Origin of the sequence: Streptomyces ortus (assembly GCF_026341275.1) — a bacterium.
In the GTDB taxonomy this organism is placed as follows: Bacteria; Actinomycetota; Actinomycetes; order Streptomycetales; family Streptomycetaceae; genus Streptomyces; species Streptomyces ortus.
The window spans coordinates 3,810,189-3,829,438 of the sequence record NZ_JAIFZO010000002.1; the positions used below are offsets into that span (position 1 = coordinate 3,810,189).

15 protein-coding genes are annotated in these 19,250 nt (G+C 72.6%); 6 read left to right on the forward strand and 9 right to left on the reverse strand.

Translation table 11 applies throughout. The features are described 5' to 3' along the window. Window positions 1-8: 8 nt before the first annotated feature. From K3769_RS20080 to K3769_RS20100, 5 genes are all read right to left on the reverse strand, one after another. Window positions 9-1,079 carry a TolB-like translocation protein gene (locus K3769_RS20080; RefSeq protein WP_267027784.1) on the reverse strand — a complete coding sequence of 357 codons (1,071 nt, stop codon included), beginning with the start codon at window positions 1,077-1,079 and terminating at the stop codon, window positions 9-11. A gap of 187 nt (window positions 1,080-1,266) precedes the next feature. Continuing rightward, window positions 1,267-3,648, reverse strand: a complete 2,382-nt coding sequence (locus K3769_RS20085) for a bifunctional salicylyl-CoA 5-hydroxylase/oxidoreductase (protein ID WP_267027785.1) — start codon at window positions 3,646-3,648, stop codon at window positions 1,267-1,269. Between the two features lie 13 nt (window positions 3,649-3,661). Continuing rightward, window positions 3,662-5,356, reverse strand: a complete 1,695-nt coding sequence (locus tag K3769_RS20090) for an AMP-binding protein (protein WP_267027786.1) — start codon at window positions 5,354-5,356, stop codon at window positions 3,662-3,664. Window positions 5,357-5,438: 82 nt separating this feature from the next. Next, entirely contained in the window at window positions 5,439-6,365 is a 927-nt protein-coding gene (locus tag K3769_RS20095) for an acyl-CoA thioesterase (RefSeq protein ID WP_267027787.1), read from the reverse strand. After that, the gene (locus K3769_RS20100; RefSeq protein WP_267027788.1) at window positions 6,362-6,844 is read right to left on the reverse strand and encodes a cupin domain-containing protein; all 483 of its coding nucleotides are present in this window, start codon (window positions 6,842-6,844) and stop codon (window positions 6,362-6,364) included. The genes K3769_RS20095 and K3769_RS20100 overlap by 4 nt, the downstream gene beginning before the upstream one ends. A gap of 172 nt (window positions 6,845-7,016) precedes the next feature. On the opposite strand from K3769_RS20100, the gene K3769_RS20105 reads away from it, so the two are divergent. The 5 genes from K3769_RS20105 (at window position 7,017) to K3769_RS20125 (ending at window position 14,101) form a co-directional block, all read left to right on the forward strand. Beyond that, on the forward strand, window positions 7,017-7,469 hold the full coding sequence (locus K3769_RS20105; RefSeq protein WP_267027789.1) for a RidA family protein: 453 nt from the start codon (window positions 7,017-7,019) through the stop codon (window positions 7,467-7,469). Between the two features lie 244 nt (window positions 7,470-7,713). After that, on the forward strand, window positions 7,714-9,213 hold the full coding sequence (locus K3769_RS20110) for a metallophosphoesterase family protein (RefSeq protein WP_267027790.1): 1,500 nt from the start codon (window positions 7,714-7,716) through the stop codon (window positions 9,211-9,213). A gap of 45 nt (window positions 9,214-9,258) precedes the next feature. After that, the gene (locus tag K3769_RS20115; RefSeq protein WP_267027791.1) at window positions 9,259-11,577 is read left to right on the forward strand and encodes a tetratricopeptide repeat protein; all 2,319 of its coding nucleotides are present in this window, start codon (window positions 9,259-9,261) and stop codon (window positions 11,575-11,577) included. Continuing rightward, window positions 11,574-12,758, forward strand: a complete 1,185-nt coding sequence (locus K3769_RS20120) for a GlnX family signal transduction membrane protein (RefSeq protein WP_267027792.1) — start codon at window positions 11,574-11,576, stop codon at window positions 12,756-12,758. The genes K3769_RS20115 and K3769_RS20120 overlap by 4 nt, the downstream gene beginning before the upstream one ends. 71 nt (window positions 12,759-12,829) lie before the next feature. After that, a complete protein-coding gene (locus K3769_RS20125) occupies window positions 12,830-14,101 on the forward strand; it encodes an alpha-glucoside ABC transporter substrate-binding protein (RefSeq protein ID WP_267027793.1) in 1,272 nt (423 codons plus the stop codon). A 113-nt stretch (window positions 14,102-14,214) separates the two neighbouring features. Here the strand turns inward: K3769_RS20125 and K3769_RS20130 are convergent, their stop codons facing one another. From K3769_RS20130 to K3769_RS20145, 4 genes are all read right to left on the reverse strand, one after another. Then, complete coding sequence (locus tag K3769_RS20130; RefSeq protein ID WP_267027794.1) at window positions 14,215-14,865, reverse strand: DUF4360 domain-containing protein; 651 nt, start codon at window positions 14,863-14,865, stop codon at window positions 14,215-14,217. A gap of 398 nt (window positions 14,866-15,263) precedes the next feature. Beyond that, window positions 15,264-15,797, reverse strand: a complete 534-nt coding sequence (locus K3769_RS20135) for a GNAT family N-acetyltransferase (protein ID WP_267027795.1) — start codon at window positions 15,795-15,797, stop codon at window positions 15,264-15,266. A 242-nt stretch (window positions 15,798-16,039) separates the two neighbouring features. Continuing rightward, window positions 16,040-17,131, reverse strand: coding sequence for an SRPBCC family protein (locus tag K3769_RS20140; RefSeq protein WP_267027796.1), 1,092 nt, complete (start codon window positions 17,129-17,131; stop codon window positions 16,040-16,042). 82 nt (window positions 17,132-17,213) lie between these two features. Continuing rightward, on the reverse strand, window positions 17,214-18,173 hold the full coding sequence (locus K3769_RS20145; RefSeq protein WP_267027797.1) for a LysR family transcriptional regulator: 960 nt from the start codon (window positions 18,171-18,173) through the stop codon (window positions 17,214-17,216). Between the two features lie 185 nt (window positions 18,174-18,358). On the opposite strand from K3769_RS20145, the gene K3769_RS40935 reads away from it, so the two are divergent. Continuing rightward, window positions 18,359-19,249 (forward strand): FAD binding domain-containing protein, encoded by an 891-nt coding sequence (locus tag K3769_RS40935; protein ID WP_267027798.1) that lies wholly within the window; start codon window positions 18,359-18,361, stop codon window positions 19,247-19,249. Window position 19,250 lies beyond the last annotated feature (1 nt).

Below are 19,250 nucleotides of genomic sequence, written 5' to 3' on the forward strand. Positions count from 1 at the left end.
CGCAGCGATCAGTAGAAGTGGCGGACGAACACGTCCGACGTGCCGTTGGTGTCGCCGGGCACGATGTCGTCGGCCGCGGACTGGAAGACCACGTCGCGCCCGCTCGCGCTGACCGCGTCGGTCCCGGCCGAGGCGGGCCGGTCCGAGACGGTCTCGTCGGTGCCGGTCACCAGGTCGCGCAGCACGAGCGACGGGCCGCTCGTGTCCTGCGGCGTGTACAGCAGATAGCGGCCGGTCGGATCGATGGCCAGGCCCCGCGCGTTCGGCACCACGTGCTCGGCGCCCGAGCCCTCGTCCTGGACGTGGGTGTCGGAGCCCGAGAGATACACGATTGCGCTGCCGTCCCTGCTGAGCTGGACGAGCGTCGCCGCCTCGGACGGGCCCTCGATCGGGCCGGCGGAGGTGTCGTCGGTCCGGTCCCACACGAAGACGTCCTGTGCCTGGCCGTCCTCGTAGGCGACGAAGCGCCCGTCGCCGCTGATGGACGGCCTGGCCGGGAGGGTGTGCTCGAACTCGAAGACGGTCTCCGTGGTGTCGGCCTGCCAGTCCCGCACCTCGATGCGCTGGCGGACCGACGGCCGGCCCGAGGTACCGACCTGCGCGATATAGCGGCCGTCCGCGCTCAGCGACGGCTGACTGCAGCTGAGGCCCGAGCAGTTGACGCCGATCGTGCCCTGCGACCTCACCTGGGACAGGAACGACTTCGTGTCCCGTTGTATCAGCCCCCAGTGCGCGACGTACTCCCCGTCACCGCTGATCACCGGGCGACGCTGGATCGGGGGCGCACTGGTGCTCATCCGCACCGTCAGGCCCGTCCGCCGGTCGCGGACGAACACCTTTTCGTAGGTGGCCGTGCCGTCGGCCGTGAGGTTCCGCGCCACCGACGAGAAGGCGACCCGCCGGCCGTCCGACGTGATCGTGCCGCCGGAGGAGGCGCCGTCCCCCTGGGTGCCGTCCGGCGCGACACTGATCCGCTCGACACCCGCTCCGAGGGCTTCCGCGGTCCCGGCCGAGACCGTGCCCGGTAACCCCGCCGTGACCGCGCAGACCGCGGCGGCCACGCTCACGGCGGCTCTCACACGTCCGGTGGTGCTCCAGCCCGTACGCGTCATCGTTTCCCCCACTGGACAGGGTCGCTCCCCGGCTCCCCACCGGTGACCCAGGAGCATGCAACCGTGACAGCGCTGTGGGGTCAATGCGTCACACGTCGTATCAAGGGGTTCAATTTCGGTCATGTGAACACGTCTGCGGCGGCTCGGTCCGTCCTCAGGCGATGGTGGCCCGTTCCCGTGGCGGGATCCAGCGCAGATGGACGGTCTGTCCGGGGTCCTCGGCCCGCAGCAGGGAGAGCCGTGGCCGGACGGCGTCGGTGCGCGCGCTCGGCGGCCTGCGGGCGCCGGCCCGGTACGGGAGCGGCCACTGGCCGGCACCGTCCCGGCACTCCTGCTCGGCCGCCGCGTGCAGGGTCCAGTGCGGATCGTAGAGGTGGGTGCGGCCCAGGGCGCACAGGTCGGCGCGCCCGGCGAGAAGGATCGAGTTCACGTCGTCGTAGGACGCGATGGCTCCGACCGCGATGACGGCCGTGCCGGTGGCGGCGGCGACCTCGTGGCGGATCCGGTCGGCGAACGGCGTCTGGTAGGAGCGGCCGTACGCGGGGCGCTCGTCCTTGGTGACCTGCCCGGAGGAGACGTCGATGGCGTCCGCGCCGTGGGCGATGAAGGCGCGGGCGATCTCCACGGCGTCGTGCTCGGTGGTGCCGTCCGGAACCCAGTCGGTCGCGGAGATCCGTACGATCATCGGTCGCTCGGCGGGCCAGGCGGCGCGGACGGCGTCGAAGACCTCCAGCGGGAACCGGAGCCGGCCCCGCAGCGAACCGCCGTACTCGTCGGTGCGGTGGTTCGCCGTCGGCGAGAGGAACGAGGACAGCAAGTAGCCGTGGGCGCAGTGCAGTTCGAGCAGGTCGAACCCCGCCTCGGCGCCCCGGCGGGCGGCTGCGACGAAGTCGGCGACCACCGCGTCCAGGCCGGCGCGGTCCAGCTCGCGGGGGACGGCCGATCCGGGGCCGTACGGCAGGGGCGAGGGGCCGACGGGCTCCCAGTTGCCGTCCGGCAGCGGGTCGTCCATGCCCTCCCACATGATCCGCGTGGAGCCCTTGCGGCCGGAGTGGCCGAGCTGGAGACCGATCCGGGCGGTGCTGCGCTCATGGACGAAGGAGACGATCCGCGCCCACGAGTCGCGCTGTTCGTCGCTCCACAGTCCCGTGCAGCCGGGGGTGATGCGGCCCTCGGGCGACACACACACCATCTCCGTCATCACCAGTCCGGCGCCGCCCATCGCCTTCGAGCCGAGGTGGACCAGGTGGAAGTCGCCGGGTACGCCGTCGACGGCCGAGTACATGTCCATCGGGGACACGATCACCCGGTTCTTCAGCTCCAGCTCGCCGAGCCGGAAGGGCTGGAACATCGCCGGAGCGGTCTCCGGCAGGCCCTGGGAGGCGGCGAAGGCCGTGTCGACCCGGTCGGCGAACTCGCTGTCGCGGGTGCGGAGGTTGTCGTACGTGATGCGGCGGGACCGGGTCAGCAGGTTGAAGCAGAACTGGGTCGGCTCCTGGTGGGCGTACATACCGATGTTCTCGAACCACTCCAGGGAAGCCTGTGCGGCCCGCTGCGTGGACTCGACGACCGGGCGCCTCTCGGCCTCGTACGCCCTCAACGCCCCCTCGGTGTCGGGGTGTTCGTGCAGACAGGCGGCGAGGGCGAGGGAGTCCTCCATCGCCAGTTTGGTACCCGATCCGATCGAGAAGTGCGCGGTGTGCGCGGCGTCCCCGACGAGGACGAGATTGCCGTGGTGCCAGCGTTCGTTGCGTACGGTGGTGAAGCCGAGCCACTTGGAGTTGTTGGCGAACACCTGGTGCCCGTCGAGTTCCCCGGCGAAGAGCTCCCGGACGCGCTGGACGGCCCGCTCGTCGGAGGCGCCCGGCGGCAACGGGGTCTCCTCGGCGCTGTCGAAGCCGGCCCGGCGCCACACGTCCTCGTGCATCTCGACGATGAAGGTGGAGCCGGTCTCGGAGTAGGGGTAGCCGTGCACCTGCATGGTCCCCCACTCCGTCTGCTTGACGAAGAACTGGAACGCCTCGAAGACCCGGTCCGTGCCCAGCCACATGTACTTGTTGTGCCGCTGGTCCAGTGTGGGACGGAAGATGTCCCGGTGGGCGTCCCTGACCCGCGAGTTGACCCCGTCCGCGCCCACCACCAGGTCGTACGAGGCACACAGGACGCCGGTGTCGGGGGCGGCCGTGGAGAAGCGGACGCGCACCCCGAGGTCGTGGCAGCGGCGCTGCAGCAGCGCGAGCAGTTCCCGGCGGCCCATCGCGGCGAAGCCCTGGCCGCCCACGGTGTGGGTCCGGCCCCGGTAGTGGATGTCGATGTCGGTCCAGCGCGCGAAGCGGCGGGCCATGGCGTCGGCGAACTCGCGGTCCGCGTTCTCGATGCCGCCGAGCGTCTCGTCGGAGAACACCACACCGAACCCGAAGGTGTCGTCCGGGGCGTTGCGCTCCCACACGGTGATCTCGTGGGACGGGTCGAGCTGTTTCATGAGAGCGGCGAAGTAGAGGCCGCCGGGGCCACCGCCAACGATCGCGATCTTCACGGGAGTTCCTCTTTCAGTGCTCGCCGGCGGCCGGGGCGGCCCGCTCGTCCTCGACGGCCGCGCGGAGTGCGAAACGCTGCAGTTTGCCGCTGGCGTTGCGCGGCAGGGACGAGCTAAACCGCACGTCCCGCGGGTACTTGTAGGGCGCGATGACCTGTTTGACGTGATCCTGGATCTCCGCGGCCTTGGCGGCGTCCCCGGCCACGCCGTCCCGCAGGACGACGAAGGCGCAGACGACCTCGCCGCGTTCGGTGTCGCTCCGGCCGACGACGGCGCACTCCAGGACGTCGGGGTGGGTGTCTATGGCGGCCTCGACCTCGGGGCCGCCGATGTTGTAGCCGGAGGAGACGATCATGTTGTCGCCGCGGGCGTGGTAGTGGAAGTAGCCGTCCTCGTCGCGGTGGAAGACGTCACCCGTGACGTTCCAGCCGTTCACGACGTAGTCCTTCTGGCGTTCGTCGTCGAGGTAGCGGCAGCCGACCGGGCCGATGACACCCAGTCTGCCCGGTTCGCCGGGGCCCAGTTCCGTGCCGTCGGGGCCGAGGATCGTGGCGCGGAAACCCGGTACCGGCAGGCCGGTGGCGCCGGGGCGGATGTCGTCGCCGGCCGCCGAGATGAAGATGTGCAGCAGTTCGGTGGCGCCGATCCCGTCGATGATCCGCAGTCCGACACGGTCGCGCAACCGCTCCCAGGTGCCGAGGGGTATGTGTTCGCCCGCCGAGACGCCGACGCGCAGTCCGGCGAGCTGCTGTTCGCGCCCCTCGCGCAGGATCGCCTTGTACGCCGTGGGCGCCGTCGCGAGCACGGTGACGCCCTGCCGCTCGACGAGTTCCGCCATGCCCTGCGGGGTCACGGCCTCGGTGAGCAGCGCGCAGGCACCAGCCCGCAGCGGGAAGACGACGAGCATGCCGAGACCGAAGGTGAAGGCGAAGGGGGCACTGCAGGCGACCAGGTCCTCCGGCAGCAGACGCAGTACATGGCGGCCGAAGGTGTCGTCGATGGCCAGGACGTCCCGGTGGAAGTGCATGGTGATCTTCGGGGTGCCGGTGCTGCCGGAGGTGGGCGCGAGGAGGGCCACGTCGTCGGCGGTGGTGTCCACGGCGGTGAACTCGCCGGACTTCGCCGAGGCGAGGGTCACGAGGTCGCCGGGTCCGCTGCCGCCGAACTCGACGACCTTCAGCGAGGGCAGCACGGTGTCCCGTACGACATGGACGTCCTCGGCACAGCGGTGGTCGACCAGGGCGAGGGCGGGCAGGGTCCGCTCGGCGACCGGCGCGATCTCGCGGGCGCGCAGGGCCGCCATGACGGTGACGACGACTCCCCCGGCCTTGAGCACGCCGAGCCAACTCGCGACCGTCCAGGGGGTGTTGGGTGCGCGGAGCAGGACCCGCATGCCGGGGACCAGGCCGAGGTCCTCGGTGAGCACCTGGGCCACCTGGTTGGCGCGGGTCCGCAGTTCCCCGTAGGACCAGGTCTCTCCGGCCGGGGTGCGCAGGGCCGGGCGGTCGGCCCCGAACGCCGAGGTGGGACGGTCGATGAGTTCGGCGGCGGCGTTGAGCCGTTCCGGGTGGCGCAGTTCGGGCGTGGCGAACTCGATCACCGGCCAGAGGTGCGCGGGCGGCAGATGGTCGCGGGCGAAGGTGTCCTCGTACGCCGAGGAGGACGGCGGCCGGGAGGGGCGCGGTGGGAGCGGTGGCGGAAGAGTCAACGGAGGAGTCCTTCCGGGAGCCCGCCGGTGCCGGGCGGGGCCGCTCGGTGCCGGACGTGGCGGGGCCGTGCCGGGCGGCGGATCAGGCGGGGCGGATCATTCCCTCCTGGACGACGGTGGCCAGGTGGCGGTGGTCGCGGGTGAAGAAGCGGCCGGTGCCCACTCCGCGGCCCGCGTCGGCGGCGACCGCTTCCTGGACGTAGAGGAGCCAGTCGCCGACCGGCCCGGAGCGGTGGAACCACATGGCGTGGTCGAGGCTCGCGGTGACGAGCCCGGGGTCGGCCCAGGCCAGGCCCAGGACCCGCAGGACGGGTTCGAGGATCGTGTAGTCGCAGACGTACGCCAGCGCGGCCAGGTCCCGCTGGCTGTCGGTCAGTCCGTCGACGGGACGCAGCCGGTCGAACGGCCGGACCCAGAGGGCCTGTTGGGGCAGCCGTTTGCCTTCGACGGTGAGGTAGACCGGGCCGGGCACATGGCGCATGTCGAAGCTGCGGCCGGCGGACCAGTAGGCCTTCGACTGGTCGGTCATCGAGCCGCCGCCGCGCTCTTCGAGGTACGCCGCCGAGCTGGGCAGGTCCTCCGGGTCGGGGACGACCTCCGCGAACTCCGCGTGGAAGGTGCCGCCGGGCTCCCCCGCGGCGAAGTTGGCGAGGCAGACGTAGAGCGGCTTGCCGTTCTGGTAGCCGCGGACCTGCCGGGTGCTGTAGCCGCGGCCGTCGCGCAGCACCTCCACCTCGTAGCGCACCTGGGCGCCGATGTCGGCGGGGCGCAGGAAGTAACTGTGCATCGAGTGCAGCGTCTTGGGGTCGGTCACCGACCGCATCGCCGCCGCTGCCGCCGCCGCGACCAGGTCACCGCCGTACGCCTTGGGCCAGGGGCAGGGCTGGGTGACGGCGGTGAACGCCAGGTCGAAGTGTTCGGGCGGGGTGGGGGTGAGCGTGACGGCGTCGGTGAAGAAGGCCGAGGTCGGCGGCGTACCGCCCGGTGCCGGTGCGGGGCCCGGCGTCATCGGTCGAGCCAGTCGCGCAGGTCGGCGTCGGGGACGTCGGTCAGATTGACGACGATGTTCTCCGGGGTCCGGGTGGTCATCCAGGTCAGCGGCTCGTTGCGGGAGAGGTTGCACTCGATGTGCGGCATGAACGGCGGGACGAAGACCCAGTCGCCCTCCGCCATGTCGACGTAGTCCTCGAACTTGTCGCCGAAGTAGATGCGGGCCCGCCCCGACAGGACGTAGCCGCCGGTCTCGGCCTCGCCGTGGTGGTGGGTGACCGAGCGGTAGCCGGGTTCGTTGCCGACCTTGCCGAACCACAGCTTCGTGGCGGGGGTGTGCTGGATGCTGACGCCCGAGACGCGGACGGCGCCGCCGGAGTCGGCCGTGTTCGCGCTCTCCGCTCCGGCGCGGGTCACGACGGGGGCAACGATCCCGCTGGGCAGCCGGTACATCGAGGCGTCACCCTCCAGGCGGTACTTGCTGAGGTCGGGCTCCATGAGGGCTGGCTCCGTTCCGGTCGTACGGCTTCGGGAGCGGGGTCGACGGCACGGTTCGTGTGGTATCTCGTTTTTTTCACGACCGTCATTTATTGTCAATACAGCATGCGCAGGACGCGACCGGGGACGACCCGTCCGGCCGGGCCGCCCTCCCCGAACCCACGGAGGCCACGTGACTCCCATCGCCGTGAACCCGGCAGCGCTGCCGACGCCCCGCGGCTACTCGCACGGAACGCTCGCGGGGAACACGCTCCATCTGGGCGGGCAGACCGCTCTCGACGCCGACATGAAGATCGTGCCGGGTGGGATCGTCGAGCAGTTCCGCCAGGCGTTCGGGAACGTCCTGACCACGCTGCGGGAGGTGGGCGGGGAGCCGGGGGATCTGGTGAGCGTGACGATCTACCTCACCGACATTCCCGACTACCAGGCGCACGGCAAGGAGATCGGGGCGGTGTGGCGGGAGCTTGCGGGGCCGGTGTATCCGGCGATGGCGGGGATCGGCTGCACGGCACTGTGGCAGCCGGAGGCGATGATCGAGATCCTGGGAGTGGCGGTGATCCCGCCCGACCGCCTCACGCACCCCTCGCACCCCTCGCACCCGCAGGCGCAGTCCCCGCCCCCGTAAAAGATCGCGCAGTTCCCCGCGCCCCTAGAGGGCTGCCCCCAGCCCAAGCCCTCAAGGGGCGCGGGGAACGGCGCTCTCAACACCGGCCTACCCGCAGGCGAAATACGCCCCCACCCCCACCCCCCAGGGGCGCGGGGAACGGCGCACTCAGCACCGACCGCCCCGCAGGCGAAACCCACCCGCACCCCAAGTCCCCGAAGGGGCGCGGGGAACGGCGCGATCACCCCGTTGTTACCGTTCGCGGATGTCTGAATCTTCACGCGACACCGCCTCCGGCGCCGGCTGGGGCAGCACGGAACGCGGCGCGTACAAGCGCCTGATGCCGCAACGGACCGAGAAATTGTCCTGGCTGAACCCCACCACCCTGTGGCCCGCCCGCAACGGCACCCTCGCCTCCCTCTTCGGCGACCCCACGGCCCACACCCGCAACCGCTGGGTGGAGCAACGAACGGCCGCCGACGCCCCGGCCGACAAGATCGTCGGACACCCCGCCCCGGACCACTTCTCCTTCATGGTCATCGGAGACACCGGCGAGGGCGACGACCCCCAGTACGCCGTCGTCCCGGGCTTCCTGAAAGCCGGTCAGGACTCGGAGTTCGCCGTACTCGCCAGCGACGTGATCTACCCGGTCGGCGCCACCGACGACTACGGCACGAAGTTCTTCCGCCCGTACCAGGACTATCAGGCGCCGATCTACGCGATACCCGGCAATCACGACTGGTACGAGGACCTCGAAGGCTTCATGCGCGTCTTCTGCGACGCACCGCCCCTCGCCCCGCCGCCCCCGCCCCGCCGCCTGTCGTCGGCCTGGTGGCGCTCGCTGCTGTGGCACAAGCCGCGAGCTCCCGACGAACAACGGCTCGCGGCAGCCCAGAAGTTGCGCTCGGCCCCCGCCCAACAGGCCGTCCAGCCCGGCCCGTACTGGGCCCTCGACGCGGGCCCGGTGCGGATCATAGGCATCGACACCGGCCTGCTCGGGGCCATCGACGCCGAGCAGGGCCGCTGGCTCCGCGAGGTCTCCCGGGGCGACACCCCCAAGATCCTGGTCACCGGCTCCCCCCTGTACGTGGACGCCGAGCACCACCCCTGCCCCATCGAGGGCGGCGGCACGGTCGACGAGATCGTGCGCGATCCCGCCCACCACTACGTGGCCGCGATAGGCGGTGACATCCACAACTACCAGCGCTACCCGGTGACGGTGGACGGCCGCACCATCCAGTACGTGGTCGCCGGTGGCGGCGGGGCCTTCATGCACGCCACCCACACCATGCCGCGTGTCTCCGTCGCCGGTGTCACCGAGGACGACTTCCGCTGCTATCCGCTGCGCGGCGACTCGCTGGCCTTCTACAGCGGCCTCTACGGGCGCCGGCTGCGCATGCGGCGGTTTTTCACGCTCACCGAGGACCAGGCGACCGCCGTCGTCTCGGAACGTCTCGGCATCCCGCCGACCCGGGCCCCCGCCGGGTCCGCCCGTGTCACCCCGCGCACCCGTCTCGTCGCGAGCCTGCTCGGCGCGGGCGGCCGTCCCGACCGCACCTCGCGGCTGCGCCTGCCGGTGCGCAAGGCCCACACCCGGCTCTTCTCGCCGGGATCGGCGACGTACAGTCCGCCCTTCTTCAAGAGCTTCCTGCGCCTGGACGTCACCCCGGAGTCCGTCCGGCTGCGCTGCTTCTCGGCGACGGGGAACCTGCCGCAGGAACTCGACCCGCCCGTCGAGGACGAGGTGACCATCCCGCTGGTGTGACCGGATCGGGGTCATTCGGAGCCGCCCCGTCTATCCTGGGGTCGCATGGAGGGGGCAGCGGGCAGCAGGGTGACCGGTGAACTGTCGGAGTCCAGCGCGTCGTTCGGCCCGCTCGTGGTCGCGTCGCCGATTCTGCGGGCCGCCCACGTCGTCCTGCCCGAGGAGAGTCCCGACCCGGTGCTGCTGCCGTCGATCACCCTGCTGGACCGGGCGGCGTCCCACGGCGGCGACCGGGGAGAACTGCCCCTGCCCGCGGGACGGCTGCTCGCGGGGCAGTACCGGCTGATCAGACCGCTGGGCTACGGCGGCATGGGCGAGGTCCATCTCGCGCTCGACACCAAGGTCGACAACCGCGAGGTCGCCATCAAGATCCTCCACCCGCAGCAGGCGGCAGCGGCGTCCGGCGCCCTGGCCCAGGAACGGCGGGCCCTGGTCGATCTCAGCCACGGCGACATCATCCGCGTCTTCAACTACGGGCACCATCCGGAGGTCGGCGACTTCCTCGTCCTGCAGTACGTGGACGGCCTCACGCTCGAAGAGGTACGGGCGCGCGTCCAGGTGAACCCGGACGAGTTCGGCGGCGGACGCTTCCACGAGTTCGTACTCGCTTACGGGGTTCGGATCCTGGCCGCTCTCGGGTATCTGCACGCCGACCGGCCCGGCAAGGTCTACGGCGACCTCAAGCCGGACAACGTGATGCACGACGGCACCGCCACGAAGATCATCGATGTGGGGAGCGTCCGGACGGCCGGACTGCCCGGCCACACCACGGAGGGCTTCCGGGCCCCGACCGTCGGCCCGAACGGCCAGTCCACCGGTCAGGACGACCTGTTCAGCCTCGGGGAGACCCTGCGGCGGCTGAGCGGACTGGGGCGATGCCCCGGCGACCTGGCGGAGCTGGGCCGCCTGGACATGATCGGTCCGCCGGGCGGCACGCCGGAGCCACCGGAAGAGGACGAGACCCCGCGGCCTCCTGGGCCGCCCCCCATGACGGCGCCGCCTCCCCACGGACTCGGCCTGGTGTCGCTGGCCCGGGTCCTGCACCGCGCCACCCGCGCCGAACGGGCCGAACGGTTCGCCACCGCGCGCGAGATGGAGGAACAACTGCGCGGTGTCTTCCGCGAGCTGCGGTCGCTGCGGACCGGACTGGAGACCTTCGAGCCGTCCCCGCTCTTCCTCCAGTCGCCGTACGCGCTCGACGCGGCCCTCGGCTCGGCGCCGCCCGTCACCCGGTGGGCCGCACCGGACGCACCGGCCCCGTACGCACCGCCGTCGCCCGCCGAGGTCGCCAGCCGGCTGCCCGTGCCGCGACCCGATCCGCAGGACCTCCATCACGCCGAGCTGAGCAGGCTGGCCGACGCCGCCCCCGAGGCGCTGCTCCAGCACACCGGGGACTGGCGGGACTCCCCCGAGGTCCTGCTGCTGCGCTGCCGGCTGCGGCTGCGCAGCGCCGGGAGCGGCTCCTCGGCCGCCGAACGGGAACTGCGGTCCGCCGCGACCCTGATCGGCGCCGAACACGCCCCGCACGACTGGCGGCTCGACTGGCACCGCGGCCTGCTCGCGCTCGGACAGGACCGGGTCGGGGCGGCCCGCCGCCACTTCGACGACGTGTTCGCGGCGATCCCGGGCGAGTACGCGCCGAAGCTGGCCCTCGGCTACTGCGCCGAGCGCCTCGGCCGCTGGCAGGAGGCGCTGACGTTCTACGAGGCGGTCCGGCTGCGCAACCCGTCCCTCGGCAGCGCCGCGTTCGGCGCGGCGCGGGCCCGGCTCGCGCTGGGCGGGGAACCGGCCTGGGACGACGCCGTACGGGCGCTGGACGCGGTGCCGCAGCACTCCCGGCACCGGACCGCCGCACGGACGGCCGCCGTACGCGTCGGCGTCGAGCACGTACGCACCGCCGAGCGCCCGGACGAGGCGGCCGACCGGCTCCGCGAGCTGCTGGCCAGGCTGGCCCGGCTGTTCCACGCACACGGCCTGACGGACGAGCAGGCCCGGGCCCGTATGACGGCGGAGGTGTGGGAGGCGGTACGGGGCGCCCTCGTCCGGGGTGCGATCGACGGGGCGGGGCTGGCCGGGCTCGCCGCGGGCGCCGACGCGCGGCTGGGGCTGCCGCCCGACGAACCCGGGCTGCGCAGAGAACTCTCCCGGCTGTATCTCACCCTCGCGCACCAGGCCGCCCGGTCCGCCACCGCCGAGGACGCGGCCGTCGCCGAGACCCTGCTCGACCGTGCCTACGCGGTCCGCCCGCTGGCCTTCCGGCACCACCGCGACAGCCCATGGCTCGGCAGGAGGGCGGCGGCCTGGCTGCGGACGATCGCCCATGCGCCGTCGCAGGAGAAGCACCCCCGGACGGCCCGCGAATGACCGGAACGGCACGACGCGCACGTACGGCCCGGGGCGCGCGCGGAGCGGTGGCCGTCGTCGCCGAACTCGCCCGCCGGCTCTGGCGCTGTCTGTGGCCCTCGCCCACCGGCCGCCGCAACCGCGCGTTCCTGCGGGACCGGCTCATCGCGCTGCCCCTGCTCATCGTGGTGGCGTTCGGCACGCTCGGGTGGGCGTACATGGACGTGCGGGACGACTCGGAGTACCTGCGCGACCGATTGGCGCCCGCGCTGGTGGGCCTCGCGAACGCCAAGGCGTCCCTGTTCATCGCGCAGGGCGAGGCCGAGAAGAACCTCGCCGAGGCGGGGGCGGCCGAACTCGGCGGCCTCAGCGAGCGGTACCGCACCCGGGTGGCGCGGGCGACGCAGAGCCTCAACCAGGTCACCCGCAGCGGAGCCCTGACCGTGGCCGAGGAGCAGGAGTTGCGGGTGGTGTCCGCGCTGGTCGTCGACTACACGGGGTGGATCGGCCGGTCCCAGGGCCACGCGAAAGACCCCGTACTGCGGGACGCCGAGCTGACGTACGCGCGCAGCATGCTCTGTTCGGAGCCGGTCGCCGCCGCCGACCGGCAGGACCGCTACCCGCCGTGTCCGCCGGCGACGGGGTCCGGCGCGACCTCGATCGTGGACCGCGTCACCGGGCTGCAGCGGCAGTTGCGCGAACGGCTCGCGGAGCGGGCCGCCTGGGGCGGGGGTGTGCGCGGCGCGGCCGTGGTCTGCGGTCTCGCCCTCGTCCTGGCCACCGTGGGGCTCTGGCGCACCGTGGTGTTCCTGCGCCGCCGCTTCCGTATCCGGCTCAGCGTTCCGCTGGCGGCAGCCGCCCTGCCGCTGCTCGCCGTGCCGCTTCTGACGGCTGACGCGCTGCTCGCGCAGGACGCCCAGACGCGGTCCGCTCCGCTGGCCGACGCGCTCGCCGAGCGGACCTCTCCGGAGACGGAGACGACCGCCGAGGAACGCCCCTTCGACGACCCCGACCCGCAGGCCGTCGAGGTGCTGGAGTCCCGGCTCGACGACACGCTGGCCGACGGCCGGCTCCCCTTCCTCGACGGGGTCGCGCCCTTCGTCCTGCCCACGGGTCTGCTCGCCGCCGCTGTCGTCGGCGGCGCCCTGCACGCGTACCGCCGCGAGTACCTCGTCGTCGCCCGCCCGGGAGCCGTCTCATGAACCGCCCGCCGCGTGCCGTGCCCGGAACGCGTGGGCCGCGTGCGCCAAGTGCCGTGCGAGGCCTGCGTGTCGTGCGAGGCCTGCGTGTCCTGATGGCCGGGTGTCTGCTCGCGCTGGTTCCCGGCTGCGCCTCGGACGCCCCCGACCCCCTCGTCGTCCTCGGGCCGTGGACCGGCAAGGAGGGCGAGGCCTTCGAGGCCGCGCTCCAGCGGCTCGACGACGGGACCGGCAGGACCTACACCTACGAGGGCACCCGCTCCCTGCGCGAGACCCTCGTCTCACAACTGGAGGCGGACACCCCGCCGGACGTGGCGGTCCTCAACAGCATCGGCGAACTCACCGAGTACGCCCGCCGCGGCAAGCTGCGGCCGCTCGCCGAGCCGACCCGCGAACGCGCCTTCTCCCCGTGGGCGCCCGAACTCCTGGTGGACGGCAGCCAGCGCACCTACTGGGTGCCGCTGAAAGTCGACCTGAAGAGCCTGGTGTGGAGCAAGAAGGGCACGCCGAGCGACCGTCCGACGTGGTGCGTGGGGCTCGCCTCGCAGGCCACCTCGGGCTGGCCCGGTACGGACTGGATCGAGGACATCCTGCTCCACCAGGCGGGTCCCGGCCCGTACGAGAAGTGGGCCACGAGCAGGCTCAGCTGGCGCGATCCGGACGTCGTACGGGCGTGGACGACCTGGGCACAGCTGCTGGCCGGCCGCACCGACGAATCCGTCGAACAGTCACTGACCACGTCGTACGAGGGCACGACGGGACCGGCCGGGCCGCGCGGGCTGCTGAACTCCCCCGGCTTCGACTGCACCCATGAACATCAGAGCGCCTTCATCCGGTACGTGTACGCGGGCGACGACATCCGCGTGGAACCGTCGGCCCGGTTCTTGCGCGGGCGGGCCGAGAACCGTGACGCGTTCGAGGTCGCCGGTGACATGGCCGCCGTCTTCAGCGACGACCCGGACGCCCAGGAACTGGTCGAGCGGCTGTCGAGCCCGGCCGGGCGGAAGCGGTGGCGGGCCGAGGCGGACCCGGCGGTGCGTCCGCTGTTCCCGGCCGTGACCGGGCTGCCGCCCACGGAGCCCGCGAACGCCGTCGAGCAGGAGATCGACGGGCTGCTCAACTCGACGGCCCGCACCCTGTGTTTCGATGCCTCGGACGTGATGCCGCCCGAGCTGCGGGACGCCTTCCACCGGGCGGTCCTGGAGTTCTTCCGCGACCCCGCGAAGAAGCATCTCGCCTCGCTGCTGGAGCAGTTGGAGACCATCCGGGTCCAGGTGGACGAGGACGCGGACGACGCCCGCTCGTTCCGGCCGCCCGAGGACATCTGCGCGGGCCCCGGCGGCTGAATCCCGTACGCCGGTGGTACGGCCTCGGCCGGCTCCCGGTGCGGAGGAGCCGGCCGAGGGACCCGTTCAGGATCTTCGATCACGCCCCCTCGGGCCCTCAGGCCCTCAGGCCCTCAGGAGGCGGGGCACTCCTTCCATGCCAGGTGGTAGATGGTGCTGAGTTCGCCGTCCGTCGAGTCCATGGTCATGAAGCTGGTGCTGCTGGGGGCCGAGGTGCCCGCGTTGACGCGGATCTCGGTGTTGATGTTGAAGTTCCGCTGCACACCGCAGGGCGACCAGACCAGTTGGGCCCATTCCGTGGTGTCGGTGGCCTGCCAGTTGTCGGCGAGCGGGCCTCTGAAAGGGTGCGTGATGGAGGCCGTGTTCGACGAGCCCTGGAAGTAGTACGAGGCCTTCTCGGTGCTGGTCGCCCCCGCCTTGAGCGAGGCGAAGCCGCGGTAGTCGGCGCTGGCGATGGCGTACGTGAAGCCGCCGGGCACGGCGACGACCAGGTTGAGCTGGCAGTTCTTGCGGAACGCGGTGGGATCGGAGTTGCCTCCGACCTGGGCGAGGTAGTCGCTGTAGGTCACCGTGAAGGCGGTGTTGTCCGGGGACACGGCGACGGCGGCGGTGCCCGCGGGACAGCCGGAGCCGTTCACGGTGGCGACGTTGATGACGATCTTGTCCGGGGGCGGGTCGACAATCGCGCCCGACGGGTTGTGCGCGGGAAGTGCGGTGGCGAACAGAGCGGCGATCGCGCCACTCATCAGCAGTCCACCGGTCATGGTGCTCCAATCCGTTGCGTCGGTGTTCCGGCGGGAGCGTGCCCCGCCGCGAAATGGGGGGTGCGGCCCCGGTGTGCCGGGAGGGCCGTCGCGGACCAGGTGCTGTGGATCGGACGGTGGGGCGGGAAGCGCGGGAGAGGCGTCACGGCGTGGCGCCGTGACACATGCGTCACGTGTCGTCATGCACATGTCAATCAATCAACTACACGTCCGCCCCTCGGACGGGCTCGGGGACCCGGCGCCGTGAAGGAGCGATGAAGGGACTGTGAAGGCCGGGAGCGATCGCATCGTACGTACCCCGACCCGGACGAGCCAGGGCGAACTCCGGCCATTTGTGCGCCCGGGCGCCGGCGGGTCCGCCAAGGGCTCCGCCGGCCGCCGGCCGCGCCTCTCCGCGGTCAGCCCTCGTACTCCGTCAGGTCGATCGTGTACAGCCGGAGCTCGTGTCCGTGGACGAGGTCCTGCACGGCCCCCTCCCTCTCCATGCCGAGCTTCTCCAGGACGTTCACGGAGGCGCTGTCACCGGGGCGGGGCGCGGCGACGACGCGGTCGATGCCACGGTCCTGGAGGGCGAACTCAAGCGCGGCGTGGGCGGCCTCCGACGCGTATCCCTGGCCCCAGTAGACCCGCCCGAGGCGCCAGGTGATGGCGATCCGGTCCGCGATCTCGGGCGGGGAGTCGGCGACGTACAGGCCGACGGCTCCGGCGAGTTCTCCCGAGCCGAGGAGTTCGACGGCGAAGACCCCGAAACCCTCCTCGTCCCACTCCTCCTCCCAGGCCTCGATGTCCTCCGCGGTTTCCTCCAGGGAGCGCGGTCGGCCGTCGCCGATCCACTGCATCACCGTGGGGTCGGCGTGAATCTCGGACAGGGGCACGAGGTCGTCGTCCTGCCAGCGGCGGAGCAGCAGGCGGGGGGTACGGATGTCGTTCATGCCCCCATCCTGTCGACACGCGGGCGCGAGCGCGAAATCCGCGGGGTCCGCGGGGTCCGCGAGCTTGGTCGCGGCACCGTCGGGACGGGGGCGCCACCGTGCGTACGCCGCGCGCGGCGGGAGACCTCCGGGGCAAGGCGGCTCCCGAACCGAGCCGGACCGCCCCGCCGCCGGGCCGACCGGCCGGCCGACCGGCGGACACCGCCACTGCCCAGATCGGCCCACCTTCGGGAACGGCGGTTCTAGCGTGTGAGCCAGACGACCAGGGCGATGACCAGCACGGCCAGCAGCAGTACCGCCGGCAGCGCCCGCTTCAGGACGGCGCCGCGGGCCACGCTCATCAGGTCCAGGGGCTGCACCGGCACCGGGGCGGTCGGCGTGGCGGCGGGGCGGACACCGTTCGCCCCGGGAGTGGCGGGGGCGGGGCCCGCAGGACCGGCTTCCCGCGCGGCTCCGGCCGCGGAACCGTCCGCCGCGCTGCCGTTCGCCGGAGCGGCGGCGCTCGACGCGGGCGCCGCCGCGGCGACCTCGGCGCCGGGTCCAGGGGCGGGCCGGTTGGCAGGCCCAGCCTCCGGGCCGGTGGCACGTCCAGCCTCCGGCCTTGAGCCGGGCCCAAGCGCGGGCCCCGTGGCCGGTCCACTCTCCGGCCCCGTGCCGGGCCCAGGCGCGGGCCCACTGTCCGGCCCCGTGTCCAGTCCGGCGTCCGGCCCGGTCGCGGGCCCCGCCGCGGGCACGACGTACGCCTCGGTGGCGGGTCCAGTGGCCGGCCCCTCCATGGGCTTCGGCGCCGAGGTCGGGGCCGGGACGGGGGCGGGCGTCGGGGCGGTCGTAAGCGTGGGCGCCTGTGGTAGGGGTTTCGCGGCGGTCGGCGCGGGGCGGGACCCGCGTCTCTCCGTCGCGAGTCGCGTCTCCAGGTTGTCGACGAACTGGGCCAGCAGCCGCCCGCTGATCTCCTCGATCATCCCCTTGCCGAACTGCGCGACCCGGCCCGTGATCGTGAGGCGGGTGTCCACCGTGACCCGCGTTCCGGAGTCGTCCGGGACGAGCCGGGCGGTGACCCGGGCGTCGGCGTTGCCCTGCCCCCGGGTGTCACGGCCGCGCGCGTGCAGCACCGCCGTACGCCCCGCGTCGTCCTTCTCCTCGAAGGAGACGACCCCCTTGTACTGGATGGTCATGGGACCGACCTTGACCTTCACGACGCCGTTGTAGGCGTCGCCGTCCACGCCGGTGAGCTGGGCACCCGGCATACAGGGAGCGATCCGCTCCACGTCGGTCAGCAGGGCCCAGGCCTCGTCGGGCGGCAGGTTCACTCGGAACTCATTGGTGAAGTCCATGACGGACACACGATGGGCGCGGCCCGCCGCACCGTCAACGCGCTCTTCAGCGATTGCTTAAGACGGCCGGACCCGGCCGACGTCAGCTCCAGATCGTGACGTGGACCGGCGGACGGAACTCGTTCATGGGAACCCCGTTGGACCGCGTCAGCACCGCCTGCGTCGCGGCCGGCGTCGTCACGAAGCGGCACAGCGCGGCGGCCGTCGTCGAGCGGCGTTCACCGGTGAGCGCGCTCGCGTACAGCACGCCGCCCAGCCGCGCGCCCGTGACATCGAGCCGCACCAGCGACCCGCGCCGCAGGTCGTCGCGCACGACGTGCAGGAAGGCCACGGACAGCCCGGCCCCGGCGGCCACCGCGTTGAGCGAGGCCGTGACGCTGGGAAAGGCCTTCGCGCCGGTCGCCTCGACGCCGATGTGGGCGAGGAAGGCGCCGGACAGCGTGTCCGGATCGAGGCCGGCCGGGCCCAACAGCCAGGGCTCGGGCGCCAGTTGCGCGGGCGCCAGCCGTTGCCGGTGCCTCAGCGGGTGGTCGGGGGCGGCGACGACGGCCAGCTGGAAGCGCAGGAACGGTACGGACTCGACGGCCGGTGCCGGACGCGGCGCCGGACCGATCGTGACGTCGGCACGCCGGTCGCGGAGCAGGTCGCCGAAGACCGCCACCGGCACGGCGAGGGTCTCCACGTCCAGGTCGGGCTGTCTGCGCCCGAAGGCCGTGAGCAGCGCGGGCAGCACCTGTTCCACACCGGCCTCGGTGGACGCCACGCGCAGGTGCGCGGTGCCGGAGGTCGCCTGGCGGACCCGGTGGCGGGTCTCCTCGGCGAGACCGACGATCTCGGCGGCGCCCGCGGCCAGCCTGCTGCCACCCGGGGTGAGGCTGATCCCGCCCGCTGCCCGGATGAAGAGGACGTCGCCCAGTTCACGGCGGAGCGCGGCGACCGCCCCGGAGACGGCTGCCTCGGTCACTCCGAGCGAGCGGGCGGCGCCCTTCACGGAACCCAGGCGGGCCACTGTCACGAATGCGCGCAGCTGAGTGAGCGTCATGTCCGCCATTACAACGGCTGTCCGGCCGGTAGGACCCGTTCCGTCGCCGACCGACTTAAGCATTCGCTTGAGTCGCCGTTGACCGGCCCGTACGTCCGCACGATGGTTCCCCCGGACCGGGCGCCGGACCGCCGGGCACAGGACCGCCGGGCACAGGACCGGTCCTCAAGGGGAGGGAGCGTGCCGTGCAGGTACCCGCTTCGTTCGACTACCGGCGTGCGACGAGCGTGGCCCAGGCGCTGGAGCTGCTGCGTCGTTACGGCGAGGAGGCCCGGGTCGTGGCCGGCGGTCACAGCCTGCTCCCCATGATGAAGCTGCGCCTCGCCGGACCCGAACTGCTCGTCGACATCAACGATCTGCACGAACTCGACCACATCGAGCAGGTCGGGAACGAGCTGCGCATCGGCGCGCTGACCCGGCACCGCGCCCTCCTGGAGTCCCCGCTGGTCGGCCGGTACTTCCCCATCGTCCATGACGCGGAGAAGGTGATCGCCGACCCGCCGGTCCGCAACCGGGGCACGATCGGCGGCTCACTGTGCCAGGCGGACCCCTCGGAGGACCTGTCCGCGGTGTGCGGGGCGCTGCACGCGCGGGTCGTGATCCGCGGGCAGGGTGGCGAACGGGTCGTGGCCATGGCCGACTTCCATCAGGGCCCGTACGAGACCGCGGTGGGGGTCGGCGAGATGCTGGTCCAGGTACGGATCCCGGTCCTGCCGGGGGCGGGCAGCGCGTACGAGAAGGTCGAGCGCAAGTCCGGCGACTGGGCCGTCGCCGCCGCCGGAGTCGCCCTGGCCCTGCGCAAGGGGCGGATCGCGGACTCGGGGGTGGGTCTCGCGGCGGTGGGTGCCGGCGCGCTGAATCTGGACGCGGTCCAGGAGCTGCTGAACGGCGGCGAGCCGTCAGAGGCGCTGTACGAGGAGGCGGGTCGGCTGGCCTCCGCGCACTGTTCGCCGGTCACCGACGGGCGGGGCAGCGCCGAGTACAAGCGCCATCTGGCCGGCGAACTCACCAGGCGGGCCCTGCGGCGGTCCGTCGCAAGGGCACGGACCGCCCAGGGCACCTCAGGGGAGGCGTGAG